The 20,648-nt window shown below is 46.4% G+C and carries 19 protein-coding genes; 5 read left to right on the top strand and 14 right to left on the bottom strand.

The genetic code is table 11. The features are described from left to right. Positions 1-185: 185 nt before the first annotated feature. The 10 genes from Q1B47_RS05930 to Q1B47_RS05885 all read right to left on the bottom strand — a co-directional run bounded on the left by Q1B47_RS05930 (position 186) and on the right by Q1B47_RS05885 (position 9,972). Positions 186-1,025 carry an ABC transporter permease subunit gene (locus tag Q1B47_RS05930; RefSeq protein WP_299790127.1) on the bottom strand — a complete coding sequence of 280 codons (840 nt, stop codon included), beginning with the start codon at positions 1,023-1,025 and terminating at the stop codon, positions 186-188. Beyond that, a complete protein-coding gene (locus Q1B47_RS05925; protein ID WP_299790124.1) occupies positions 1,022-1,945 on the bottom strand; it encodes an ABC transporter ATP-binding protein in 924 nt (307 codons plus the stop codon). The genes Q1B47_RS05930 and Q1B47_RS05925 overlap by 4 nt, the downstream gene beginning before the upstream one ends. After that, positions 1,945-3,303, bottom strand: a complete 1,359-nt coding sequence (gene nosD / locus Q1B47_RS05920; protein ID WP_299790121.1) for a nitrous oxide reductase family maturation protein NosD — start codon at positions 3,301-3,303, stop codon at positions 1,945-1,947. Before nosD ends, Q1B47_RS05925 begins: the two co-directional genes overlap by 1 nt. Positions 3,304-3,317: 14 nt before the next feature. After that, on the bottom strand, positions 3,318-3,806 hold the full coding sequence (locus Q1B47_RS05915) for a nitrous oxide reductase accessory protein NosL (protein WP_299790118.1): 489 nt from the start codon (positions 3,804-3,806) through the stop codon (positions 3,318-3,320). A 327-nt stretch (positions 3,807-4,133) separates the two neighbouring features. Then, complete coding sequence (gene nrfD, locus Q1B47_RS05910; RefSeq protein WP_299790115.1) at positions 4,134-5,081, bottom strand: NrfD/PsrC family molybdoenzyme membrane anchor subunit; 948 nt, start codon at positions 5,079-5,081, stop codon at positions 4,134-4,136. 2 nt (positions 5,082-5,083) lie between these two features. Beyond that, entirely contained in the window at positions 5,084-5,788 is a 705-nt protein-coding gene (locus tag Q1B47_RS05905; RefSeq protein WP_299790112.1) for a 4Fe-4S dicluster domain-containing protein, read from the bottom strand. A 54-nt stretch (positions 5,789-5,842) separates the two neighbouring features. Further along, positions 5,843-6,547, bottom strand: coding sequence for a cytochrome C biosynthesis protein (locus Q1B47_RS05900; RefSeq protein ID WP_299790108.1), 705 nt, complete (start codon positions 6,545-6,547; stop codon positions 5,843-5,845). Between the two features lie 32 nt (positions 6,548-6,579). Continuing rightward, the gene (locus tag Q1B47_RS05895; RefSeq protein WP_299790105.1) at positions 6,580-7,383 is read right to left on the bottom strand and encodes an FKBP-type peptidyl-prolyl cis-trans isomerase; all 804 of its coding nucleotides are present in this window, start codon (positions 7,381-7,383) and stop codon (positions 6,580-6,582) included. A gap of 55 nt (positions 7,384-7,438) precedes the next feature. Next, positions 7,439-7,867, bottom strand: a complete 429-nt coding sequence (locus tag Q1B47_RS05890; protein WP_299790102.1) for a rhodanese-like domain-containing protein — start codon at positions 7,865-7,867, stop codon at positions 7,439-7,441. A 68-nt stretch (positions 7,868-7,935) separates the two neighbouring features. Then, positions 7,936-9,972, bottom strand: coding sequence for a cytochrome c3 family protein (locus tag Q1B47_RS05885; RefSeq protein ID WP_299790099.1), 2,037 nt, complete (start codon positions 9,970-9,972; stop codon positions 7,936-7,938). A gap of 547 nt (positions 9,973-10,519) precedes the next feature. Between Q1B47_RS05885 and Q1B47_RS05880 the strand changes: the two genes are divergently transcribed. From Q1B47_RS05880 to Q1B47_RS05870, 3 genes are read left to right on the top strand one after another with little or no spacing between them, the layout of a single operon-like run. Further along, positions 10,520-12,490 (top strand): heme lyase CcmF/NrfE family subunit, encoded by a 1,971-nt coding sequence (locus tag Q1B47_RS05880; protein ID WP_299790096.1) that lies wholly within the window; start codon positions 10,520-10,522, stop codon positions 12,488-12,490. Continuing rightward, positions 12,487-12,915 (top strand): cytochrome c-type biogenesis protein, encoded by a 429-nt coding sequence (locus Q1B47_RS05875; RefSeq protein ID WP_299790093.1) that lies wholly within the window; start codon positions 12,487-12,489, stop codon positions 12,913-12,915. The genes Q1B47_RS05880 and Q1B47_RS05875 overlap by 4 nt, the downstream gene beginning before the upstream one ends. Continuing rightward, positions 12,908-13,486, top strand: coding sequence for a TlpA disulfide reductase family protein (locus Q1B47_RS05870; RefSeq protein ID WP_299790090.1), 579 nt, complete (start codon positions 12,908-12,910; stop codon positions 13,484-13,486). Before Q1B47_RS05875 ends, Q1B47_RS05870 begins: the two co-directional genes overlap by 8 nt. 133 nt (positions 13,487-13,619) lie before the next feature. Here the strand turns inward: Q1B47_RS05870 and Q1B47_RS05865 are convergent, their stop codons facing one another. After that, positions 13,620-13,832, bottom strand: a complete 213-nt coding sequence (locus Q1B47_RS05865) for a helix-turn-helix transcriptional regulator (protein WP_126506507.1) — start codon at positions 13,830-13,832, stop codon at positions 13,620-13,622. 33 nt (positions 13,833-13,865) lie between these two features. Next, a complete protein-coding gene (locus tag Q1B47_RS05860) occupies positions 13,866-14,381 on the bottom strand; it encodes a DUF2975 domain-containing protein (protein WP_299790079.1) in 516 nt (171 codons plus the stop codon). Positions 14,382-14,560: 179 nt separating this feature from the next. Here Q1B47_RS05860 and Q1B47_RS05855 point away from each other — a divergent pair, with 179 nt between their 5' ends. Continuing rightward, entirely contained in the window at positions 14,561-16,627 is a 2,067-nt protein-coding gene (locus Q1B47_RS05855; protein WP_299790076.1) for a S9 family peptidase, read from the top strand. 48 nt (positions 16,628-16,675) lie between these two features. Here Q1B47_RS05855 and nhaC read toward each other — a convergent pair whose 3' ends face one another. After that, positions 16,676-18,190 carry a Na+/H+ antiporter NhaC gene (gene nhaC / locus Q1B47_RS05850; protein ID WP_299790073.1) on the bottom strand — a complete coding sequence of 505 codons (1,515 nt, stop codon included), beginning with the start codon at positions 18,188-18,190 and terminating at the stop codon, positions 16,676-16,678. Positions 18,191-18,635: 445 nt separating this feature from the next. Here nhaC and Q1B47_RS05845 point away from each other — a divergent pair, with 445 nt between their 5' ends. Beyond that, on the top strand, positions 18,636-19,214 hold the full coding sequence (locus Q1B47_RS05845; protein WP_299790070.1) for a nucleoside triphosphate pyrophosphohydrolase family protein: 579 nt from the start codon (positions 18,636-18,638) through the stop codon (positions 19,212-19,214). 254 nt (positions 19,215-19,468) lie between these two features. On the opposite strand, the gene Q1B47_RS05840 is transcribed toward Q1B47_RS05845, so the two are convergent. Continuing rightward, positions 19,469-20,587, bottom strand: coding sequence for a hypothetical protein (locus Q1B47_RS05840; RefSeq protein ID WP_299790067.1), 1,119 nt, complete (start codon positions 20,585-20,587; stop codon positions 19,469-19,471). Positions 20,588-20,648: the final 61 nt, after the last annotated feature.

The following is a 20,648-nucleotide window of genomic DNA, read 5'->3' as shown; positions in this document are numbered from 1 at the left end:
ATTTTCTATGTTTATTGCGTGATTTATCACTTTATCAAGACTCTAAATTTTACAATTAAGCAATAAAGGAGAATGTGATAATTCGCTCATAATTTAGAGTGTTCCCTCTCCTGTATGAAGGTAATGTTCACATATTTAGGATTTAATGATATTCAGGGTTAAGAAAGGGTAAAAAACGCCTAAACTCATAGGTGTTTACGCTGAAAAATTCTATGGGAGATCCAACTTAACAGCGCGATCCATAACAACATCAGCAGATACATCCCCGATCCCCCCCAATCACTCTGAGCTATCACCGCAAGGCTCCCGCCGGCATCTCCACCTTCGACAGCCATCAAGTTGATAGCCCGGTAAAGATCTGTCGGATTAAAAGCGATCAAAGCATTCACAATATATTGATTTACAAAGGAGAGGTCTGAAACCAGGATAGCCAGTAACAGTAGATCATAGATGAGTACAAACAGGAACCATACCAGCAGCAGACAACCTACCGCCTTAGCTTTCTCTGTGCATTTAAGGCTGACGATGTAACTGAATAAAATAAAGATCAACGCCAACAAATTACTGCTCAGCAGAAACTGAGCAAATGCACCGATTAAACCGACGACTTGATACTGCTCACCAATCAGCAGTAGCAGCATAGCCGTCAGCCCAAATGAAAAGCTGGTCGCCAACAACATCACCGCCATATGTCCGAGTAGTTTGCCACCTAAGATCTGCGTTCGGCTCAGAGGATAGGAGAGCAACAGGAGCAAGGTGCCGGACTCATCTTCACCGACGAAACTGTCGTAACTGAGTAAGATCGCCGCTAATGGGATGATAAAAACCGACAGGGTCGACAGGCTACTCATCAAGCTGACGAGCGTTGGAAGGTGGAGGCTGCCACCTGCTGCACTGCCGGCAAAGGTTACACTCAAAGAGAGCAGCAGGAAGATACCCGCCATGAAACCAAACCAATGATTTCGGGAGCTGTCACGGATCTCTTTAGCGGCGATGATCAATACGGGGGACGCTGGTCTGTTCATATAAACTCTATTGACTGCTCAAGTTGACTCAAAATTGGATGCTGCATCAGGTCGTGATAAATATCTTCGAGCTTGGGTTCAGTTAAGGTGAAGTCGAAGATCTGCCACCGGGATACTAAATACTTAATCATCTGCTGCTTCTGAGCCGGTGCGACCTGTAACCGACCATCGATAAAGAAACGTTTCAGGTAGTGATCACGCTCGACCAACCCAGCCAATTCGCCAAATTCAATCCCGGTCTTGAGGGAACTCCTTGCACTCATCTCTGAACTCGGCCCCATGGCCAGCAGCCTCCCCTTAGACATGATCAAGGCGGTGTCCATATGAGATTCGACGAGGGAGAGTTCGTGAGTGCTCACCACAACCGTACATCCCTGCTGTTTTAACTGATTGATTTTTCCGTATAGAAATTGAGAGGCCTGGGGATCGAGTCCGACGGTGGGCTCATCGAGCAGCAGAATTTCAGGATCTGACAGTATGGCCTGCGCGACGCCCAAGCGTTGTTTCATCCCTTTCGAATAGGTCTTAAGCTGTCTGTCCTGAGCATAACCCAGCCCGAACTCTTCGATAAGTTCGGTTACACGAGCCGGGCGTACCCGCTTAAGAGCAGAAAAGTAGTTCAGCACCTCCCTACCGGTCAACTTGTCGTAAAAGCTCACATCTTCGGGCAGATAACCTAAATTGGTTTTATGCTTATGGCGAGGTGATTGCGCACTCTCTCCCATGATGGTTACAGAGCCTGAGCTTGGTGCAACCAATCCCAATATAAGTTTGATTATACTGGACTTTCCTGCACCGTTATGACCTAGCAGTGCCATCATCTGCCCAGGTTTAACCCCAAAAGAGACCTTGTCTAAGGCTGTAAAGTCACCATATTTAAGGCTGACATCATTCAGCTTTATCGGAATATATCTGTTCATCAGAGGCGCGACTCCATATCGGCAGAGCTCAGAGGGAAGCTATCGACAATGCCTGCGGCCGATGTGAACTCGAACTGACTCTGAACCCATCTAAGCAGGGCTACCACTGGACTATTCATCAAGAAACCGGCTTCGGGATAAAGCCAGAAAAGCTTGTCTAAATTGTCGTTTGGCCGATAGGGTTTGTCGGTAATACCATCTTTATTGCTGTCCCATCCCAGCTGACTACTCCAGAAGTTTCCCCTCTTGTTATGACTCCACTCCAGGAGCTGCTCTCCGACATATTTAACTTGAGTTCTGTTATTCACAAACTGGTTACCATAGACAAGGTTACCCTCGCCCCCCATTGCCATATAGATACCTATATCACTGGTTGAAAAAAGGTTATGTTTGATCTCATTATCTAAGGCGCCATAGACAAAGATCCCCTTTGCTTCGTTTCCGAGCGCGGCCTTTCCTTGTGGATTATGGCCTTCAAAAACCCGGTTCCCGGATACGATCGAGTTGTGAGTCATGTTGAGTAACACTCCGAACTCTCTGGCACCTCTGACACGATTGCGGTAAAGCTTGATATTTTCTGAGCTCATCAGGGCATAACCACCATCGACGCCTACCGCCTCATTGCCATAGGCCTCATCATGTTTCGAATACATATAGTGAATACCATATTGCTGTTCGGAAAAGTGATTATCAGATATCAGACTATGCTTTCCGGCTTCTATATATACGCCATCTCTGACATGAAAGATCTTGTTACCTCTGATCAGTGGCGACTCGACCCGCTTGAGATAGATACCATCCCCTCTGTCCAGCTTAAAACGTTCGGGATCGCCGGAGATGATGTTGTCAGAGACGATAATATCAGCCGAGTTTTCGGCACAAACACCGAAACCACTACCTGTTAAGCGGTTCGATTCAATCCTGACTCTATGGGCATGGTCCTGAACCAGGATGCCGGAGTTTCGCTCATAAAGATCTGCTCCCCAGTTCTGGATCTCAAGATGATTAACCGTCACATCTGAAGCAAAGATGGTAACGGCACTGCCTTGGCCCATAGCATCGATGACTGCGCCCCTCTCTCCCGTTAACGTGATCCCTTGGTGGATCTCAAACTGGCCGGAATAGACTCCCGCCCGCAGCAAGATTAAATCCCCCGCACTGGACTGAGCCAGTCCAGCCTTAAGTTCTCCGGAGTCGCTGACGCTATAGGTCGTGGCAAAACTCAGCGAAGAGAAAAGAAGTGCTATCAACCCAAGTAAGAATAGATTCACAAGCGCAAACAGGAACTTGAAACCATGACAGTGACACCTGTGTCTGAGCATTTGACGCAAAAGAGCATTTTTCAAGAAAATCATCATCTCACTGCTAACTGCTACTCGCCGGATAACAGTGCAAGATCGACCTGCTCAAACGGCAAAACGGCACCACCGAACTCGCGGGCAAACTCCACAGCCTGAGACTGAGTCTTAAAGCTGGCAACAGCGGGTCCCATGACCGCTTTCTTACTGGTGCCATATACATACCAAGCTGTTCTGGCATCGACAAAGGCTTCATCACCCGGATGGTCCCAATCTGTCGCTCCCATATCATGGACAAATAACGCAGAAATTTGTCGTCTGTTTTCAGCTTGAAGTGCGAAGTTAAACATATCGCGGGTAGAGCAAAACTTCGGCACTTTCGACTGTCCCTTCAGATGAACCTGCCCCTTAGGCCCCGGATATTTAGTGATCATCATGCCGCAGAGATGACATCGTTCATGCTTTTCAATTGCTCTAGCCTCAGCTTGTGGAGCATCTATTGCCCCCTGACTACAGGCGAAGAGCGCAGGGATAAGAAACATTAAGCTGATTAACTTTTTCATACTTTCTCCAAAGGTGCTTTCAGGCCATGCCCCTGTTACAACCTTGCAGGGGCGATTTAACAGGAGCCGGCTTACTCACAGCCAGCCTATTTAATCGATCACAGTTGAGGCAAAATGGGATTATCCACATCGGAACATGCGCTTAGGGGGACGCACACCGATGGCAAACTCACTATCACAACCAATTTCAATTAATATTGACCGACAAAACACCGTAGTTCAGTTTTTGTTTTCGCCCCATCCCCTGTGTATAACCATGCTGGAGATACACGGGAAGGGAACGACTCACCGACAGCAGCTACATGCTAACTTCAGATGTACTGCTCACTAGATACCATGATTTTGACCGGCATAGATGATAAACAGACGCAGACACATCATGCCGACAACCGCACACATGCCGGACATATATAGCGCCTTAGCCGAATGGCTAAATGCCTTAGTCGTTGCAAAGTTCAACAGCAGTGGGGCGGCAAAACCTATTCCGACAATGCCTATCCAGAACACACTCGCCCAGGTACCGGTATGAAAAGCTGCAAAGGCGCTCTGCATACCCGCATTACCTGTAAACAAAGACATGGCCAGCATAAAGATGAACAGGATTTCGGCTGCCATAATCGGCCACTCAATACCATGCAAAATCTTCATATCACCGCTGTGAAGGTCCTCTTTAAACAGGCCAACAGCCAACATCTTTGCGGCTGCAGCACCGGCAGAAAGACCCGATGCGACAAAAAGCGCAGGTAAGACTGAGGTGTTAATAATCGGGAATCGAATCAACGCCGAAATCAAAAAGCCGGTATAGGCGCACACAGACAGGGCTAACAGGAATACCAGCTTCTCTGACGGTGCACGTATTGACCGTAACTTAGCGATGACAGGTAACAGGAAGCGTAATGCCGGGAATGTTCTGATCTCATCTTCCAGTGCAAACAGCGTCACCAGAGCAACTAAGGGTATATAAGCCGACAGGGCAATCACACCGATAGACATGACGGAGTTCAAATTATAAAAGACAAGAATTCGCCAGAAAAACAACGGATTGGTCAGATCTAACACCAGGCATAACATACCCAGAGATATGGTAACCAGAGACATCAGTGATGCCGCTTTGAGAAATGCCGTATTTTCAGTTTGCTGCTTATAGAAGCGGATAAACAGTGCAACAGAGAGCGCACCACCCGAGATCCCGGCAAAAAACAGGTAAACAGCAATCGGCCACGGCCAGGCAATCCCTTGAGATAGCCCCATTGAAAATTCAATACTACCGTCCATTATTAGACTCCTAACTTAACTATGGGTATGTAGCGCAGGCTCGGTTCAGTTCCGAAACCAGGCTTCATTCGAACAGCATCTTTCACTCGAAGCAGCTTGCTTACATAGGAGTTTGGATCATTGAGATCACCAAAAATCAGTGCGTCATAGCGACAAGCCTGAACACAGGCAGGCAGCTCACCTATAGACAGTTTTGAGTTCAAACAGAAATCACAGTTATCAGCAACATCTGTCTCTTTGTTGATAAAGCGAGCATCATATGGACAAGCACCGATACAGTATTTACAACCGGCACATTTATCCGCATCCATGGTCACTATGCCAGTTTTCTCATCCCGGTGAGCGGCACCCGTTGGGCACACAGTGACACAGGGAGCGTTCTTACACTGCTGGCAAGAAACCCGAACGTATTTACGTTCACAACCACATTCAAGCTTTCCACAATGGGGACACTTCTCACCTGCAACACCACCGGACTGCTGCTCAAGCAGGAGTCGGGATTTACCTTCAGGTAAATTATTGGCGGTGGTACAGGCAAGCTTACACTCACCGCATCCGGTACACTTATTCTGGTCGAACACCATAGTGTAGTGGGGTTTATTACTCTCCCCCTCCTCTTTGACAGAGCTACACCCTAGCGGTGCAATAATCAAAGAGCTGGCTCCTAAGCACTTAAGAAACCTCCGCCTCTCTAAATTTTCACTCACAGCATCCTCCGATATTCACCATCAGGCGAACTATATTTTTATTAATTTGAATCACTATCTAGCGACTAAATTGTTCTGTGCATTATTAATCGCAAACTCAATTGCACTACGATTAAATGACTGCTTAGTATTATTTAACAAATTTTGCCAGTGATTTATGGCTGTTTGATAATCATGATTAATATAAGCATCGTTAGCTAACAACACTCTGGCATTGAACTCATGTTGATATAAAGCTAGCGCACTTTCAGTCAACAATTTAACCTCATCAGTCATAGAACGATTGTTCTTATAATATAATGCCGTCGCTTTTAATCCGAAAACTTCGGCATCATCACCCATATATTCCAGCAGTTCATCTAAAGCCTCAACAGCTTCAAGGTATAAACCTCCATCCATTGATACTCTGGCTAAGCTCATGAGCATAGATTTATCGTTCGGATACTCATCAGCCTGCTTTCTCGCTCTATTTATTTCCGCAGCGAGTAGATAATCGACATTAGTATCGGCTCTGGCAAAATCAATATCCTTGTAACGTCCTAAATAGGAGTAGGTAATAAGAATACTGACGACTACAGTAATATTTAATAACACTACAAATACGAAGCAAGAGCCCTTACACTTAATTCGATTAGAGTCAAACTCATTATCATTACTAAAAAATGAAGTATGTTTAATTCCATATAATGTATGATGACCAAACAATGTCATCAGCAGCAATATACAAATAATAACAATGCTAATTAGTAATATAGTCATAATGGATTTCTCTTTAACTGCGAACTTGGTGCTTATTTATGAGGATTGGCACCCATCATGCCACCCATGCCCATCCCGCCCATGCTTGAAAGAGAAAGCCCCATGCCATGAGAATTTTCACCCGGCGCTTCAACCTTGACTAATTCAACTTCAAATACTAAAGCTGAGTTGGGTGAGATCACCCCAACCTGACGCTCGCCATAAGCAAGTTCTGAAGGGATATTAAACTTATATTTGGCTCCCTCCTTCATCAGTTGCAGGCCCTCTTGCCAACCTTCAATCACAGTAACAAGTGAGAAGCGATTGGGTTCATCACGGGAGTAAGAGTTATCAAATTCGGTTCCATCAATGAGGTAACCTTTATAGTGAACAGTTACGACATCATTCGCTTGTGGCATTGCGCCACTACCTTGACTAATGATTTCATACTGCAGACCAGACTCGGTCACTCTCACATCGGCACTTTTTTTGTTATCGGCTAAAAACTTCTCACCGGCAACTAAGTTTTTAAGTGCAAGGTCTTTATCCTTCTCTTCCTTAGCCGCATTTAATTTCTCGACTCTAATATTGAGATAAGAGAGAATATCCTCATCTGATAGCTTTGATTTCCCTTTCAATGCGTCGAGCAGGCCTTCAACGACGATATCGACATCGACCTCTGCGCCTAACTGTGTCTGACTATACAGTTGACTCGAAATATAATTACCAAAAGATGCACCGATACTATATGACTCTTTATTGTTATCGGCTGACAATTCAGTCTCTGCTATACATTGCACAGATAAAAATAGTGGTAAACATGAGATTGCAAGGATACTTTTTTTAAACACTTTCATAAATCACTCTATATTAATTAAGGGTTAACTTTACTCGATGATGTAACAACTAATTTTATGGTCGCTCAGTTTGTCGATTAGACAACCTCCAACCATAAATACCATCGGGCATCTGTCTAACACCGGTATAGCCCAGTTTCATTACAGCTCTCGCCGCTATTTCACTTGCATTGCACAATCGATTTGCACAATAAAAGATCATCTCTGCATCTTTATTTTCTGGCAGTAATTTCTTCCAATCTCTAACATTAAAATAGACAGCGCCTGGAATATATCCTTCTGCCCACAGTTCCAATGTGTTGACATCGAAAAAGTAAACACCTTTCTTTCCGACCAATGTTTCAGCTTCCATCATGGTGATGGTGTTTAATTGGAACTCATGATATTTAGCTGGAGCCATTTCCGAACCTCCTCCAGCAGAACTGGTTGGAGATAATGCAGTTAAAAAGAGAGTTAAAAATATTATTCCAAGTACTTTATTCATAATAATTCTCATATTTGCTTCGAACATCTCATTCATAGAGATGCTCGAAGCGGGTAACAACTCAGTGATTAGTTAGCTTTGGCTGTGTAACCATTACCATCCAGTATCTTCTGAGCTTGCGTAACATAAGTCAGTGCTGCATCCAGACGCTTCTGGCTGTAACGGAAACCGTGTACTCCCCAGGAACCGTCTTTCTTAATGAGATCGACCGTCTCTTGCGCCTTCTCAGCTAACATCAACACCTGAGTCTTCTCTTCTGTTGGTAGCTTAGTGACCTCAAGAAGCTGATCGATACGAACAAGTGCTTGCTCAACTTGTGCATATACCTCTTTAACCGGTGTCTGCCACTTCATCACTTCACCGTAGATCTCCATCTGATCATCGTAGTGCATGCCAGTTTCAAGCTCTGACTGGAATGGGCTGTGACAGCCTTTATTCTCAACGTTGTCATGATCAGATACTGAAGTACGGGCACATGACCACATAAGATCCAGATAGTTACGGTCTTCTTCGTTCTTAGCTACAGTCCAGCCTTTTACAGCTGAGTCGCGTGGCTTACCTTCAGGCGGGTTAAGTGTCTTTCGCTCCGGATGAACATCAATTTTCCACATATGGGATTTACGAACAGCATCGAAACCGGCCATATCAGGGAACTGAACCGCTGTGAAGTTTTCACAGCTACCCATGGCAGGCATGTGACAGCTCTGACAGGTTTGATTGCTGTGAGTATCAGTGTTCGCAGCGATAGTCGCCTGCGCCTCGTGACAATCAACACAATCTTTCTTCAGTTTTGGCTTAGTGAAACCAGAGAGGAAGTTTCCATCGGTAACTTCATGTGGATCGTGACAAGTCGTACAACGCATCCCCTTCTCATAGTGAGCAGAAGCAAACATCTGTGAACCTTCGGTACCACAAGATGGACAGGCAGACTTCATCTTCACACCAAAGGCATATTCCATCTTCTCCTGGCCTTTCTCGGTGTCGGCTAACTCATCGACGAAGTTGAAACGCTGGTGACAACGTTCACAGTTAGACTGCATACCACCGGTGCCACCATCGAGGTGACCACCCGCGCCATGACACTCCTCACAAGAGATACCTTTGGAGATTGTGTGCTCCTGAAGCTTCTTGCTATCACCTAGCGCGTCGAAGAACTCCTGCTTAGATTGGAAGTCGAACTTGTAGGTATGACACATTTCACAATATGAGCTACCAGGTTGAAACAGCATCTCCTTTTCGTACTTAGCACCGTAAGAGCTCATGCCCCACTGGTGAGAACCTGACCCACCAAAATCTTCAATCTTTGTTGGAAACTCAGGGATGACCTTGTTGATCTTCTTAGCCATCTCAGGAGTTAGCCACTCGGCCCAACCACGTGAGAACTGATTAGCACCGGCAACCATCTTACCCGTGCCTTCAGAAAGCAAGCCATCACGTATATGGTAAGTGCCACGCACTAAGTAGTTATCGAGTAGACCGTATTTAGTACGCGGTGTACCAATAATTGCATAAACATCATCTGGCTGAATTCCATCCGGTAACATCCCGGCTTCACTACCGTAGAGGCGCGCGCTTAGATCACCATTTGGCACCTCTTTGTCGGTAATTTCACTTGGGAAGCGAACCACGTTAGCGTGGCGGGAACGCTGCCACTTCTCATACTGAACCGCATGACACTCACCACACTTCTCCGGACCAACAAAGTTATTAGGAAAATCAAGAGTCGATTTTGCCCCCAGACGATATTGCACCGCACTCGGGCGTCCTACACGTTCACTATATTTAGGTGAGTTGCCCGTATCAAAATACTCTTCACCACGGTCACTAATATGATATTCACCTATGAGGTTGCCCTCTTCGTGATATTTAAACATAGGGTGGTTTTGGAATAAAAAATCAAACAACTCACTTTCTTGAACAACATAATCGTGAAGTGATTTAACACCTTTTGTTTCTTCTGTTCCTTGATAATTGGCAATTGCAGCTTTTGCCGACTCACCCATCTCAGGTACACTGTTATATTTACCACCAGCTGCATTAACATTAGCCGACACGGTGAAACAAAACAGCAAACCTGTGGCTGCTTTTAGTTTCCAGTTTTTCATCATCTCTCCTACTCTCTCCTAGTTTTCATCGTTTTATAATCACTCAACTAAGCAGCTCACTTGTTTAGCCGAACAACTAAAACAATTGAGTTGAGGCTATTTTCCATAATTGTTTGGCAAAAAATACGAGTGACAGCAAGAAATGAGACACGGGAAAATACAGACAGTAAAAAAAACGTGAAAACAACATAAAAACAACGACCTACACCAAGAGTGGCCCACTGTTTTTCAGCTATTTTAGCCAGCTTTGAGATCTAAAAGGATCTAAAAAAGTCCCACTCAGATGTGAAAAAAGGTGAGATGACTTATTCAGTTCAATAAAGGCTGACGAGGTCACAAAAACTATGACTAATATACCCTACCCTTAACGCAGATTTAGTATGACTGCTATATACCTAAGCTGTTTATTGTCACTGATTTATATGCTGACCGATTTCTGGGGAACTAATTTCATTAACATAAAACAACGTTGAGAAACTAATATTATTTTTTGCTAACAGGATAGATTCTATACATAAAGTCTATCGGGAAAAGAGAGTTAATTAAGATGATCCCAGAACTCGGACTTATATTTCTAATTATCAGTACTATATCTGCCATACTACTTGCAGTTATTCCTCTCGCAGCCATAAAGACAAATAACCATTATCTGTTCAGCTACGTAAAAACAATAACCGGATTAATGACTTTTACAATAACGGCCTCTATCTTTTGCCTGCTTGTTTCGTTTATTACCGATGACTTCTCCGTTGCCTATGTTGCCAACCACTCCAATACACAACTGGCGCTGCTCTATAAGGTCGCCGCAGTCTGGGGAAGCCACGAAGGCTCGATGCTGTTTTGGGTTGTCGCCATCGCCATCTGGGGCTGCGCCATAGTTTTCTCTTCCAAATACCAGGATCGCTTATTTACAGGTCGGTTGATCGCAATATTAGCCTCGGTAATTGCCGGGTTTAACCTGTTTATGCTGTTTACCTCCAACCCTTTTGCCAGGTTACTGCCAAACTTTCCGATAGAGGGGCGCGACCTTAATCCCATACTGCAGGACATAGGATTAATCTTTCACCCACCACTACTGTTTTTAGGCTATGTGGGTCTGACTGTGACCTTCGCCGCCGCCATTGCGGCTCTGCTAGGTGGCAGGCTAACTCGCACTCATGCAAGCTACCTGCGCCCCTGGGTTTTGCTGGCATGGGTATTCCTGACAGGGGGTAACGCCTTCGGTTCATGGTGGGCATATAACGAACTGGGCTGGGGTGGTTGGTGGTTCTGGGATCCGGTTGAAAATGCCTCTTTCATTCCTTGGCTGGTCGCAACTGCACTACTGCACTCTGTGGTCTTGAGCCACAGGCGAGACAGTTTTAAGGTGACGACTCTGCTCCTATGCCTGCTGGCCTTCTCTCTAAGCCTGCTGGGCACTTTCCTTGTGCGCTCCGGAATCGTGCAGTCGGTGCATGCCTTCGCATCGGATCCCACCCGAGGGATGTCGATTCTGTTCCTGCTCGGCGTATTTGTATGTGGTGCCTTAACCCTTTTCGCGCTGAAAGCTAATCAGATCAAATCAGAGCTTAATTTCACACTGATCTCGAGAGATAGTGTGATATTACTGGGAAACATTGTCCTAGTGGTCGCCGCCATATCTGTACTGCTCGGCACCTTCTATCCACTGCTGTTTGAGCTGCTCGATATCGGCACCCTCTCAGTCGGAGCCCCCTACTTTAACAGCATCTTCATCCCCCTCACTTTCATAGCCGTGCTGTTGATGGGAGCGGCACCGTTAATCTCATGGCAAAGAGAGAAGTTCTCGGCACTGCGCCCCTTGATCGTACTCTTTATCATCTCCCTCGCTATCGCCGAAGCCCTGAGTATGCTGACCGGCTCCGGGTTTAACCTCTGGCTACTACTTGGCACCACATCGGCTACCTGGTTGCTCATCTGCTTAAGCTATCTGGTATTTCATTTACGTGACAGGGGAGTAGCAGGCGTTGTCAGAAAATCGGCGATGTTCATCGCCCACCTGGGAGTCGCTATCAGCATAATTGGTGCAACATCGGTTTCAAATTTCGAGCAGCAGGAGCTGCTGAGAATGGGCCCGGGACAAGGCAAGGTCGTCGCCGGCTACACCTTCGTGTATGAAGATACCATCAAGGTAGATGAGAAGAGCTATACCGCTATTCAGGCCAATATCCGTGTAACAGACGCCGATGATGAGTTTATCGGCTACATCACGCCTCAGCGCCAGACTTTCAAAAGCAATGCCATGGAGGTGTCCAAGGCCGGCATAATGCGTAACCTATTCAGAGACCTTTATGTATCCAGTGGCCTACAGCTCAGCGATACAGAATACCTCATCCGTATCAGCTATAAGCCGCTTGCCTGTTGGATCTGGATTGGCGGGCTATTGATGATGCTTGGTGGCGCCATAGCTGCACTCAGCTGTTTCAATCGCTTACGGGTGCAAAATAGCGCCTCTTCGAGTTGCGGCTCCCTTGCCGTCACAATAGAGGGAGTCGCATGATGCGTACCATGATCTTGTTGCTATTACTCAGCCTGAGCATGAGCGCTGTGGCCGCTGGCACTTCGACGGGTAAAAACAGCTACACCCAAGATCAGATCCGGGATCTTGGCTTTGAAATCTCCCATGAACTGCGCTGTCCCATGTCGGTAAACCAGAATCTTTTTGACTCACAGGCTCCCATAGCACATGAATTAAAGGCCCAAATTTTCCTTATGTTAGAGCAGGGCGAATCTAAACAGGCCATTATCGAATTCCTTGTTCAGCGTTACGGGGAAAAGATTAAGTATCAACCCAGTTTCTCCACAGCAACGGCTATTCTCTGGCTCGGCCCTATTTTTCTTCTACTGACTATTATTGCCACCGCCACAATGCTTATCCGTGAGCAACATAAACATCAAAGAAATAATGGTAAATCCTATGAATAAGACACTCATACTAACCTGCCTGCTGGCCTTCTCCTCTGTATTCATGCCTGCCGATGCAAAGTCCAATAAAGTCTACAGCACCGGCGAGCCGATCAATAAGCCTATGATCATGTCTCGTTTCATTGAGATGCAATCGGCAAGAGAGGTACCGGATGTCACCTTTACCGATACCGAAGGCGGAAAGGTAAACCTCAAGCAGTACAAGGGCAAGGTGGTAATGGTTAACCTGTGGGCCACCTGGTGCGCCCCCTGCATTAAAGAGATCCCGCAGATGGAGAATATTCGTCAGACCAATATCGACAATGATCTGGTGGTTCTGCCGATCTCCATCGATGAGGAGAGTGAAAAGGTAAAACCTTTCCTGGCCAGTCACGGACTGGCCCACTATAAGACCTGGCTTGATCCCAACAAGGATATCGATCAGGTCATGCCGGCTGATGTTGTCCCTGCGACCTATGTATTCGACGGCTCAGGCAATCTCATCGGTTTTCTTCGGGGATATTTAGATTGGGGGGATGAAGATGTGCAGCCCTATCTGGAGAAGCTTATCGCCAAGTACGCCAAACGCTAGAGCGAGAAGAGAACAGAGATATCTACCCGATATAAGCGTTATATAGATTTCATTGCTCCCGTCCGGCTTGTTTCCCCTATTTTTTACCGGACGGATCTTTTTATTGATATTTAGTCGCATCCTGCAGTTCTGCTCACTCAGAAGCTTTTCGATACTCCAGAATATCTCCGGGCTGGCACTCCAGATAGTCACAGATACTCGCCAAAGTCTCGAAACGAACCCCCTTGACCTTACCGCGTTTAAGCAAAGAGAGATTAGCCTCGGTGATTCCAATCGCCTTGGCCAATTCCTTGGAGCTGACCTTACGAACCGCCATCATGACATCTAAATTTACAATAATTTCCATGGTTTAAACTTCCACGCCCTAAATTTCCACGACCTAGATAAACTCTCTGTTCTCGGCTTCAAGCTCTCTTGCCGCTTTAAGCAGGTATACGATTAATAGCATCAATAAAATCGTAGTGATATCACCAAAGTCGATTGTCAGCTCTATGCTGGTGTGTTCAAAAAATTGTTTATGGTAATAACCCGTCCCCAGATGTTGAACAATCTCCAATCCAAAGTCGAACACCTTAATCCACACCAGCCACAGATAACAGCGCATCGCCTCATGTCCGAAGAATTGTCCTTTTTGATAGTGACTTAGCAATTTTTGTAACCAGTAAACTCCAACGAATAACATGATAAACAGGGGGGATTGGATCCCTAAAAGCACGCCTCTGCTCGCCCGCTCATCCTGCCAGAGTTCATGAAACAGGTGGCTGGTCCCAAAGCGAATCTCGCCATTGACAAAGAAACTGTATCCCAGATACATCATCACGATTGCTGTCGCGATCAAGACCAATAATCTAAAAAAGCCACTGATCTTCATCAGCTTCTGCATATTGACATTCATTGTTTCTGCTTTCCTATCCCATGAATTGCAGCGATTATACCATACAGAAACATTTATTCGTAAAATAATATCAAATTATCGTTTTACAATAATTATTTTATACAATAAGCTAATTACCAGTTCGAAACCAAATAACTTTAAGCCCATCGGCTATGAGTTGCCGTAGAAAGGATGCCATTATGATCACCAAGAAAATATTACCCACACTTCTGTGGCCAGCCATTGCCGGTAGCTTATTGCTTAGCGGCTGCTCACAGACTCAAGTTACAGCCAGAGCGAACGAACAGGTTCAACAGGTTCAACAGGTTCAACAGGTTCCCCTGATCCCGATTGAGTCTTTCTTCAACGAACAAGATATCAGCCAGCTCACGACCTCCAGCGACGGCAAATGGTTGGCCTTTTTCAAAGAGTATCAGGGAGCAAGAAATATCTACCTTATGGCAGCCGGTTCCAACCTCGACGAAGCCTATCCGATAACTCAGTCGAAAGAGCCGATAAACAGTTTCCGCTGGTCGACCGATGCCAATGAGATCTTCTACCTGAAAGATAGCGGCGGCAATGAAAACACTCAGGTATATCGCCTCACCCTGCAAGGTAATCAGATAAAACCTCAGGTTCAAATCACGGCGCTAACCAATGATGATGAGGTGAGATATGACCTGTTAACCCAGCCCAAAGATAATCCCGATACCTTAGTCTTGATGTCTAATCAGGATAACCGCCAGCAAATGGACCTTTATCGTCTCGACATTACTTCCAGTCAGATAAGCAATATTTTTTCTAACACCTATGGTTTCTCCGGTGTTGAAATGAATAAGCAGGGCGAACCTGTGATTGGCATAAGCAGCAACCCTGATAACACCTCAGATCTCTATGTCAGGCTAGATGGAGAGTGGACCAGCCTGATTAAAACTGAGTTTGGTGAAGATATCGATATCCTCAGCTACGATGAAGACAAGCAGCTGGCCTATATCAGGGCCAATATTGATGGCAGAGACAAACTAGAGCTCTTAAGCCTGAATATGATAACGGGGAAACTTGTCACTCTACACAAAGACCCTCTCGATGAATCAGATGTCTATGACGTGCTCTTCAACGACGAAGGTGCTCCCTTAGCCGTTTCATACTACGGCGGGCGCCTGCGTACCTACCCGCTTACCGACACTTTTGCCAGGCATTGGCAAAAGATAAATCGTCACTTCGCACGAGATGTCGAGATCACTATCAGTGACAGAAATGAAAAAACAGGCCTATGGCAGCTACATGTGGCCAGCGATGTCGACATGGGCAGCGACTATCAATATGTAGCCAAAACAGGTGAAGTGATTTTACTGCTTAAACAGAACCCGATTATCGCCCCCGAACTTCTCTCTAAGCGTCAATCTATCTCCTATAAAGCCAGGGATGGCGTGACCATTCAGGCCTATTTGACCCTACCTAAGGGTCAAACACAAAACCTACCGACTGTCATTCTTCCCCATGGAGGCCCCTGGGCCAGAGACTATTGGACCTTAAGCTCAGGCTACTTCAATCCGATTGCCCAACTATTGGCAAACCGCGGCTATGCGGTATTACAGCCTAACTTTCGTGCGTCGACCGGCTTTGGTAAAGACTTCCTCAATGCAGGAAACAAAAACTGGGGCACGGGCAGCATGCAGGACGATCTGACCGACGGCGCGCATTATCTCATCGAGCAGGGGATAGCCGATAAACAGCGCTTAGGGATCATGGGCGCATCTTATGGTGGCTATGCGGCCCTTGCTGGTGCGACCTTCACTCCCGATCTGTATCAGGCAGTGATCTCCTATGTGGGTCCATCGAGTCTTATTACATTACTGGAATCATTCCCGCCTCACTTCCGCCCCTATCTGGGACAATTTTACAGTGCGGTCGGCGATCCAGAGATCGATAGCGACAGAGTAGATATGAAGGCTCGCTCCCCCATCAATTTCGTAGATAACATTAAGGCTCCCCTGATGTTAATCCAAGGGGCCAATGACCCCAGAGTGACTCAAATTGAATCGGATAATATCGCTAAGGTGATGTATAACCGCCAACTACCGGTTGAATACATTCTGGCAAAAGATGAGGGGCATGGCTTCCGTAAGCGGGATAATAAATTAGCTTACATTGTGGCTATGGAGCAGTTCTTCGGCGAACATCTTGGCGGCCGGGTCGATAACGCGGTGCCCCCCACTCTCACGAGCCACCTGGATACTCTGAAGGTTGATGTAAGCCGACTGTAATTTTGCAAGTTCCCGGAACCTAGCTCCTTAGGTTCCGGGAACCTTCTCTTACGCAGCCACCTCCTGCGCCTCACTCTCCTCTAATTTCTCGATCTTGAAGTTGAAGTAGGCATAACTTGCGCTGATCAAGGGGCAGACCAGATTAAAGAAGGCATAAGGCAGATAGGCAATGGTCGCCACCCCTAAGGTGCTGGCCATATAGGCACCACAGGTATTCCAGGGAACCAGAGGACTGGTAATTGTCGCCGAATCTTCCAGGGCACGACTCAAGTTAACGGGAGCCAGGCCTCGCTTGGTATACTCCACCTTGAGCATACGACCGGGTAGTAAGATGGCAATAAACTGATCGCCGGTGATCAAGTTGGCTCCGATACAGCTGGCGAGCGTCGTGAAGATTAGGCTACCACTCGAGGTCACCACTCCCAGAATGCTCTGCAAAATGCGTTTCAGCAGTCCTGTACGCTCCATGACACCGCCAAAAGCCATGGCACAGAGAATCAACCATACGGTATTAACCATGCTGCTCATGCCGCCACGACTGAGTAGACTATCGAGCACACTATCGCCGGTATTCGCCGTATAACCGTCGAACATGGCAATCCAGATCCCTTTAATTAACGCAACTGCAGGCATTAAACTCTCGTCGCCGACAAATTCAATAATATTGTCATACTGAAAAGCGGCAGCACAGGCGGCTCCGGCAAAGGTACCCAAGATCACGGTGGGAAATGCCGGCAGCTTCTTATAGGCCAGAACCAATACCACCAGCAGAGGCAGGAGCAGATGCACTCCCGGCTGATATTGAGATTGTAAAATACTCAGGGTCACTTCGAGATCGGTTGCTGTTGAGGCGCCATGTGAACTAAAGCCCAGGATAACGAAGCCTATCAGGGCGATGAGAATACTCGGCGTCGTGGTCCATACCATGTGTCTGATATGGCTGAACAGATCTGTCCCCGCCACAGCCGGTGCCAGATTAGTGGTATCCGACATGGGTGACATCTTATCGCCAAAGTAGGCACCACTAATGATGGCGCCGGCAGTAATTTCTACACTCAGCCCCATAGCCCCTGCAATACCGATCAAGGCGATACCTAAGGTACCCGCTACAGTCCATGAACTCCCTATACTGATCGCCACCACGGCGCACAATAAGCAGGATGCAGCATAGAAGTATTCGGGGTTCAGTACCTTCATCCCGTAGAAGATCATCGTAGGTACAGTTCCGGCTAAGATCCAGGTTCCGATTAATGAACCTACCGAGAATAAGATCAGTAACGCGCCCGTTGCCATAGAGACGCTGTGCACTATCCCCGCCTCCATCTCTTTCCAGCTGTAACCATTCTTAGCACCAATGACCAGGGCGATGCAGGCCGCCATGATAAGGGCTATCTGGTTAGCGCCCGAAGAGCTATCGGATGAGAAGAGATACACGGCCGTCGTTAACATGACAATCAGGGCCATAATGGGAGTTAACGCGTCGAGTAGAGTCGCACTTTTATGTTGAGATGGTTTTTCCGATACATCGGATGGCGATTGTTGAGACTCATTGGATGAAGTCATCACGAATTCCTTATTATTGTTTTTATCTGGACGGGCCATATTCTTGATGCCCTGGGCGCCACTCTTGGGGTGGTTTTTCTCCCTTTTGCTGAACACATGTTTACACAAAATTAACAACAACGTCCATATTCGTTACATTTCCGTTTCGACAGCTTGTCACGGTTTTAAGCCACCAAAGAATAAAAACGCATCCAACGGCTAAAATATTGACTAAACATGCAGATAAACAGGGTGAAATCATCAAAGATAGTTAAGTAGATAAGACAATTTTTTTACTGAACTACGAGTTAATTGCCTCTTTATGGCAGTCACCGTCAGGTATAGAGGGCAGGAGGGGCCAACAAATCGCCTGTTCGGTTTCCCCTTTCATTTATACGTCGAGTCACTTAAAATTGCGCCACTCAAATTAACAGATATCGAAAGCTCAGACTTCAAGGCATATTCAATGAAACTCACCGCACTCACTCAGCCACTTTACGATCATCTCTATCGTGACATCTTCCAGTTTCGCTCGACTTTCGATCTCCCCAGCGAAGATGAAAGCACATTGGATGATAAGGCCGACACACTGCACACCTCATTGGCTATCGAAGAGCTGACCGAACTGGCCGAAGCCGACAGCCGAATCGAACAGGCCGATGCCATTGTCGATTCTGTCTATGTTCTGATGGGGCGCTTAGTTCATCTTGGCGCAACTAAGGTGAGTGATCGCGTGGAGATAAGCTACGTCATCGATCTGCTGTTGCATGTCGCCAAGAACCGCGAAATCGATTTTGTAACCTGTTGGGATGAAGTTCACTCCAGCAACATGAGTAAGGTGTGTCGCAACGAGCAGGAGTTAACAGAAACCATCGAGTTCTATGCCAAACAGGGCGTCGAGATCGTCGGCAGTAAGAAGGGTGACTTAATCATCGCCAAGTGCGCCAAGGATGTAGAGATGGCAGGAAAAGTGGTGCGCCAGGGCAAGGTTCTGAAATCGGTTTACTATCGTCCAGCAGACTTGGCTAAGCTAGTGAAAGCTTAAGTTGTTCATTCATTTCTGATTTACCTGAGTCAGCTAATCAAAACGTAAAAAAGCACTTCAAATAAAGTGCTTTTTTGTTTTCATTTTTTACGATACTCGTGTTTGGGTACTGAGTTGAAAACCAATTCTTCATCGGTACTTATTGCCTGCGGTACGCTAATTTGCAAACATCAGAGCTTAACTTCTACAACGTCCGGCTTAACCGTCTAACCTGAAAACTCGCTGCTCGTAGATCGTAGCTCGGCGCTCCTAGCTCAGGACGTTAACTTAACCTCCAGTTCACTATCCTGCTTATCATCTGATACACCGCGCCTGATACTCTCGATATTCGCAAGGTTATACTCGGGTCTGTTAATCATCAGGTCTCTCTCATCGGAGATATCGAAAATGAGATCCGCTAAGGTTTCAGGCTTATCGACAACCATGCCTATGGCTCTGACCTCCTCACACAGCCAGCCCAGTCCTCCGAAGTAGGTCAAAGGCCGATTAAACTTGAGTAGAATATTACTGCTCTCCCCCTGACCAAAGTGAATGACACCGGTACGATTCTCACATGGCGGCGGACTGACGATGACCCTTTGGATCTCCTCGAATTTAACGACGCTGAATCCCCATACACCATTGTTGATTATCAGCTGATCTTCCTGACGGTAAACTGAGAAGTGTCTGGAAACTCTATGATTGGCAGCAATGAGTATCAGCCCGTAGATGACAAAGCTGGATACTATTATCGCCGTTATTTCACTCCAGGGCTGAATGGCAAGATAACTCCCACCGGCCAGCAACACAGTCGCGACAGTAAGCAGTAGCCAATGCCAGCGCGAAGATGATAACAAGTTGATATGTGCAATCGAGGGGGCATGGTTACGAGAGAAGCGTGGGATGGCATAGAACCAACTTGCGGGCTCCATGGCCAGCGCTAACGCCAATGAGCGCTTACGTTCATCCTCATGTCCGAACTGTTTAAGAATGTTGATTCTGGGATCACCGGACAAGCTTCGGGCCTGCCACAAGGCTTTGATGATGCTCACCATCAGAAAAAGCTCCAGCCCCAGTAATACTGCGATAATGGGGAACCTTAACCAGAGAATAAACTCGAAGTGTTCGGCAATTTCGATGGGAAAACTCAGTCGCGCCATCAGCAAGCTAAGACTGAAGATCAACAGTAACTTCCACAACTTCTGCCCACCCAGCTTAATGATGCACAGCCAATAGAGCAGAGGCAGAAAGATAAAATAGAGGGCAGCAAACGCGGTGGATATCAACTGTCCGTCTGAGACCTTCAGTGTCTCTGGTAAAAATTGAAAACCTGAAGCGTAACAAATAATAGCGACGCTAAAGAATAGCAATCTTAACTTCACGACCTGCCTCATAAAAGGCTCCCTGTGAAATGTTGTATTTATGTTGCAATACAATATCCGATTCTGTCGGATT

Origin of the sequence: uncultured Shewanella sp., assembly GCF_947501225.1 — a bacterium.
In the GTDB taxonomy this organism is placed as follows: domain Bacteria; phylum Pseudomonadota; class Gammaproteobacteria; order Enterobacterales; family Shewanellaceae; genus Shewanella.
This window is presented reverse-complemented; position numbering and strand designations above follow the sequence as displayed.

Bases quoted from the DNA above. Each gene is read 5' to 3' on its own strand.
- Q1B47_RS05855 (WP_299790076.1), top strand. From the start codon at position 14,561: ATGATCACCAAGAAAATATTACCCACACTTCTGTGGCCAGCCATTGCC.
- Q1B47_RS05870 (WP_299790090.1), top strand. From the start codon at position 12,908: ATGAATAAGACACTCATACTAACCTGCCTGCTGGCCTTCTCCTCTGTA.
- Q1B47_RS05840 (WP_299790067.1), bottom strand. From the start codon at position 20,587: ATGAGGCAGGTCGTGAAGTTAAGATTGCTATTCTTTAGCGTCGCTATT.
- Q1B47_RS05915 (WP_299790118.1), bottom strand. From the start codon at position 3,806: ATGAAAAAGTTAATCAGCTTAATGTTTCTTATCCCTGCGCTCTTCGCC.
- Q1B47_RS05875 (WP_299790093.1), top strand. From the start codon at position 12,487: ATGATGCGTACCATGATCTTGTTGCTATTACTCAGCCTGAGCATGAGC.
- Q1B47_RS05895 (WP_299790105.1), bottom strand. From the start codon at position 7,383: ATGAAAGTGTTTAAAAAAAGTATCCTTGCAATCTCATGTTTACCACTA.
- Q1B47_RS05930 (WP_299790127.1), bottom strand. From the start codon at position 1,025: ATGAACAGACCAGCGTCCCCCGTATTGATCATCGCCGCTAAAGAGATC.
- nrfD (WP_299790115.1), bottom strand. From the start codon at position 5,081: ATGGACGGTAGTATTGAATTTTCAATGGGGCTATCTCAAGGGATTGCC.
- nhaC (WP_299790073.1), bottom strand. From the start codon at position 18,190: ATGACTTCATCCAATGAGTCTCAACAATCGCCATCCGATGTATCGGAA.
- Q1B47_RS05845 (WP_299790070.1), top strand. From the start codon at position 18,636: ATGAAACTCACCGCACTCACTCAGCCACTTTACGATCATCTCTATCGT.
- nosD (WP_299790121.1), bottom strand. From the start codon at position 3,303: ATGATGATTTTCTTGAAAAATGCTCTTTTGCGTCAAATGCTCAGACAC.
- Q1B47_RS05865 (WP_126506507.1), bottom strand. From the start codon at position 13,832: ATGGAAATTATTGTAAATTTAGATGTCATGATGGCGGTTCGTAAGGTC.
- Q1B47_RS05885 (WP_299790099.1), bottom strand. From the start codon at position 9,972: ATGAAAAACTGGAAACTAAAAGCAGCCACAGGTTTGCTGTTTTGTTTC.
- Q1B47_RS05900 (WP_299790108.1), bottom strand. From the start codon at position 6,547: ATGACTATATTACTAATTAGCATTGTTATTATTTGTATATTGCTGCTG.
- Q1B47_RS05860 (WP_299790079.1), bottom strand. From the start codon at position 14,381: ATGAATGTCAATATGCAGAAGCTGATGAAGATCAGTGGCTTTTTTAGA.
- Q1B47_RS05880 (WP_299790096.1), top strand. From the start codon at position 10,520: ATGATCCCAGAACTCGGACTTATATTTCTAATTATCAGTACTATATCT.
- Q1B47_RS05925 (WP_299790124.1), bottom strand. From the start codon at position 1,945: ATGAACAGATATATTCCGATAAAGCTGAATGATGTCAGCCTTAAATAT.
- Q1B47_RS05890 (WP_299790102.1), bottom strand. From the start codon at position 7,867: ATGAATAAAGTACTTGGAATAATATTTTTAACTCTCTTTTTAACTGCA.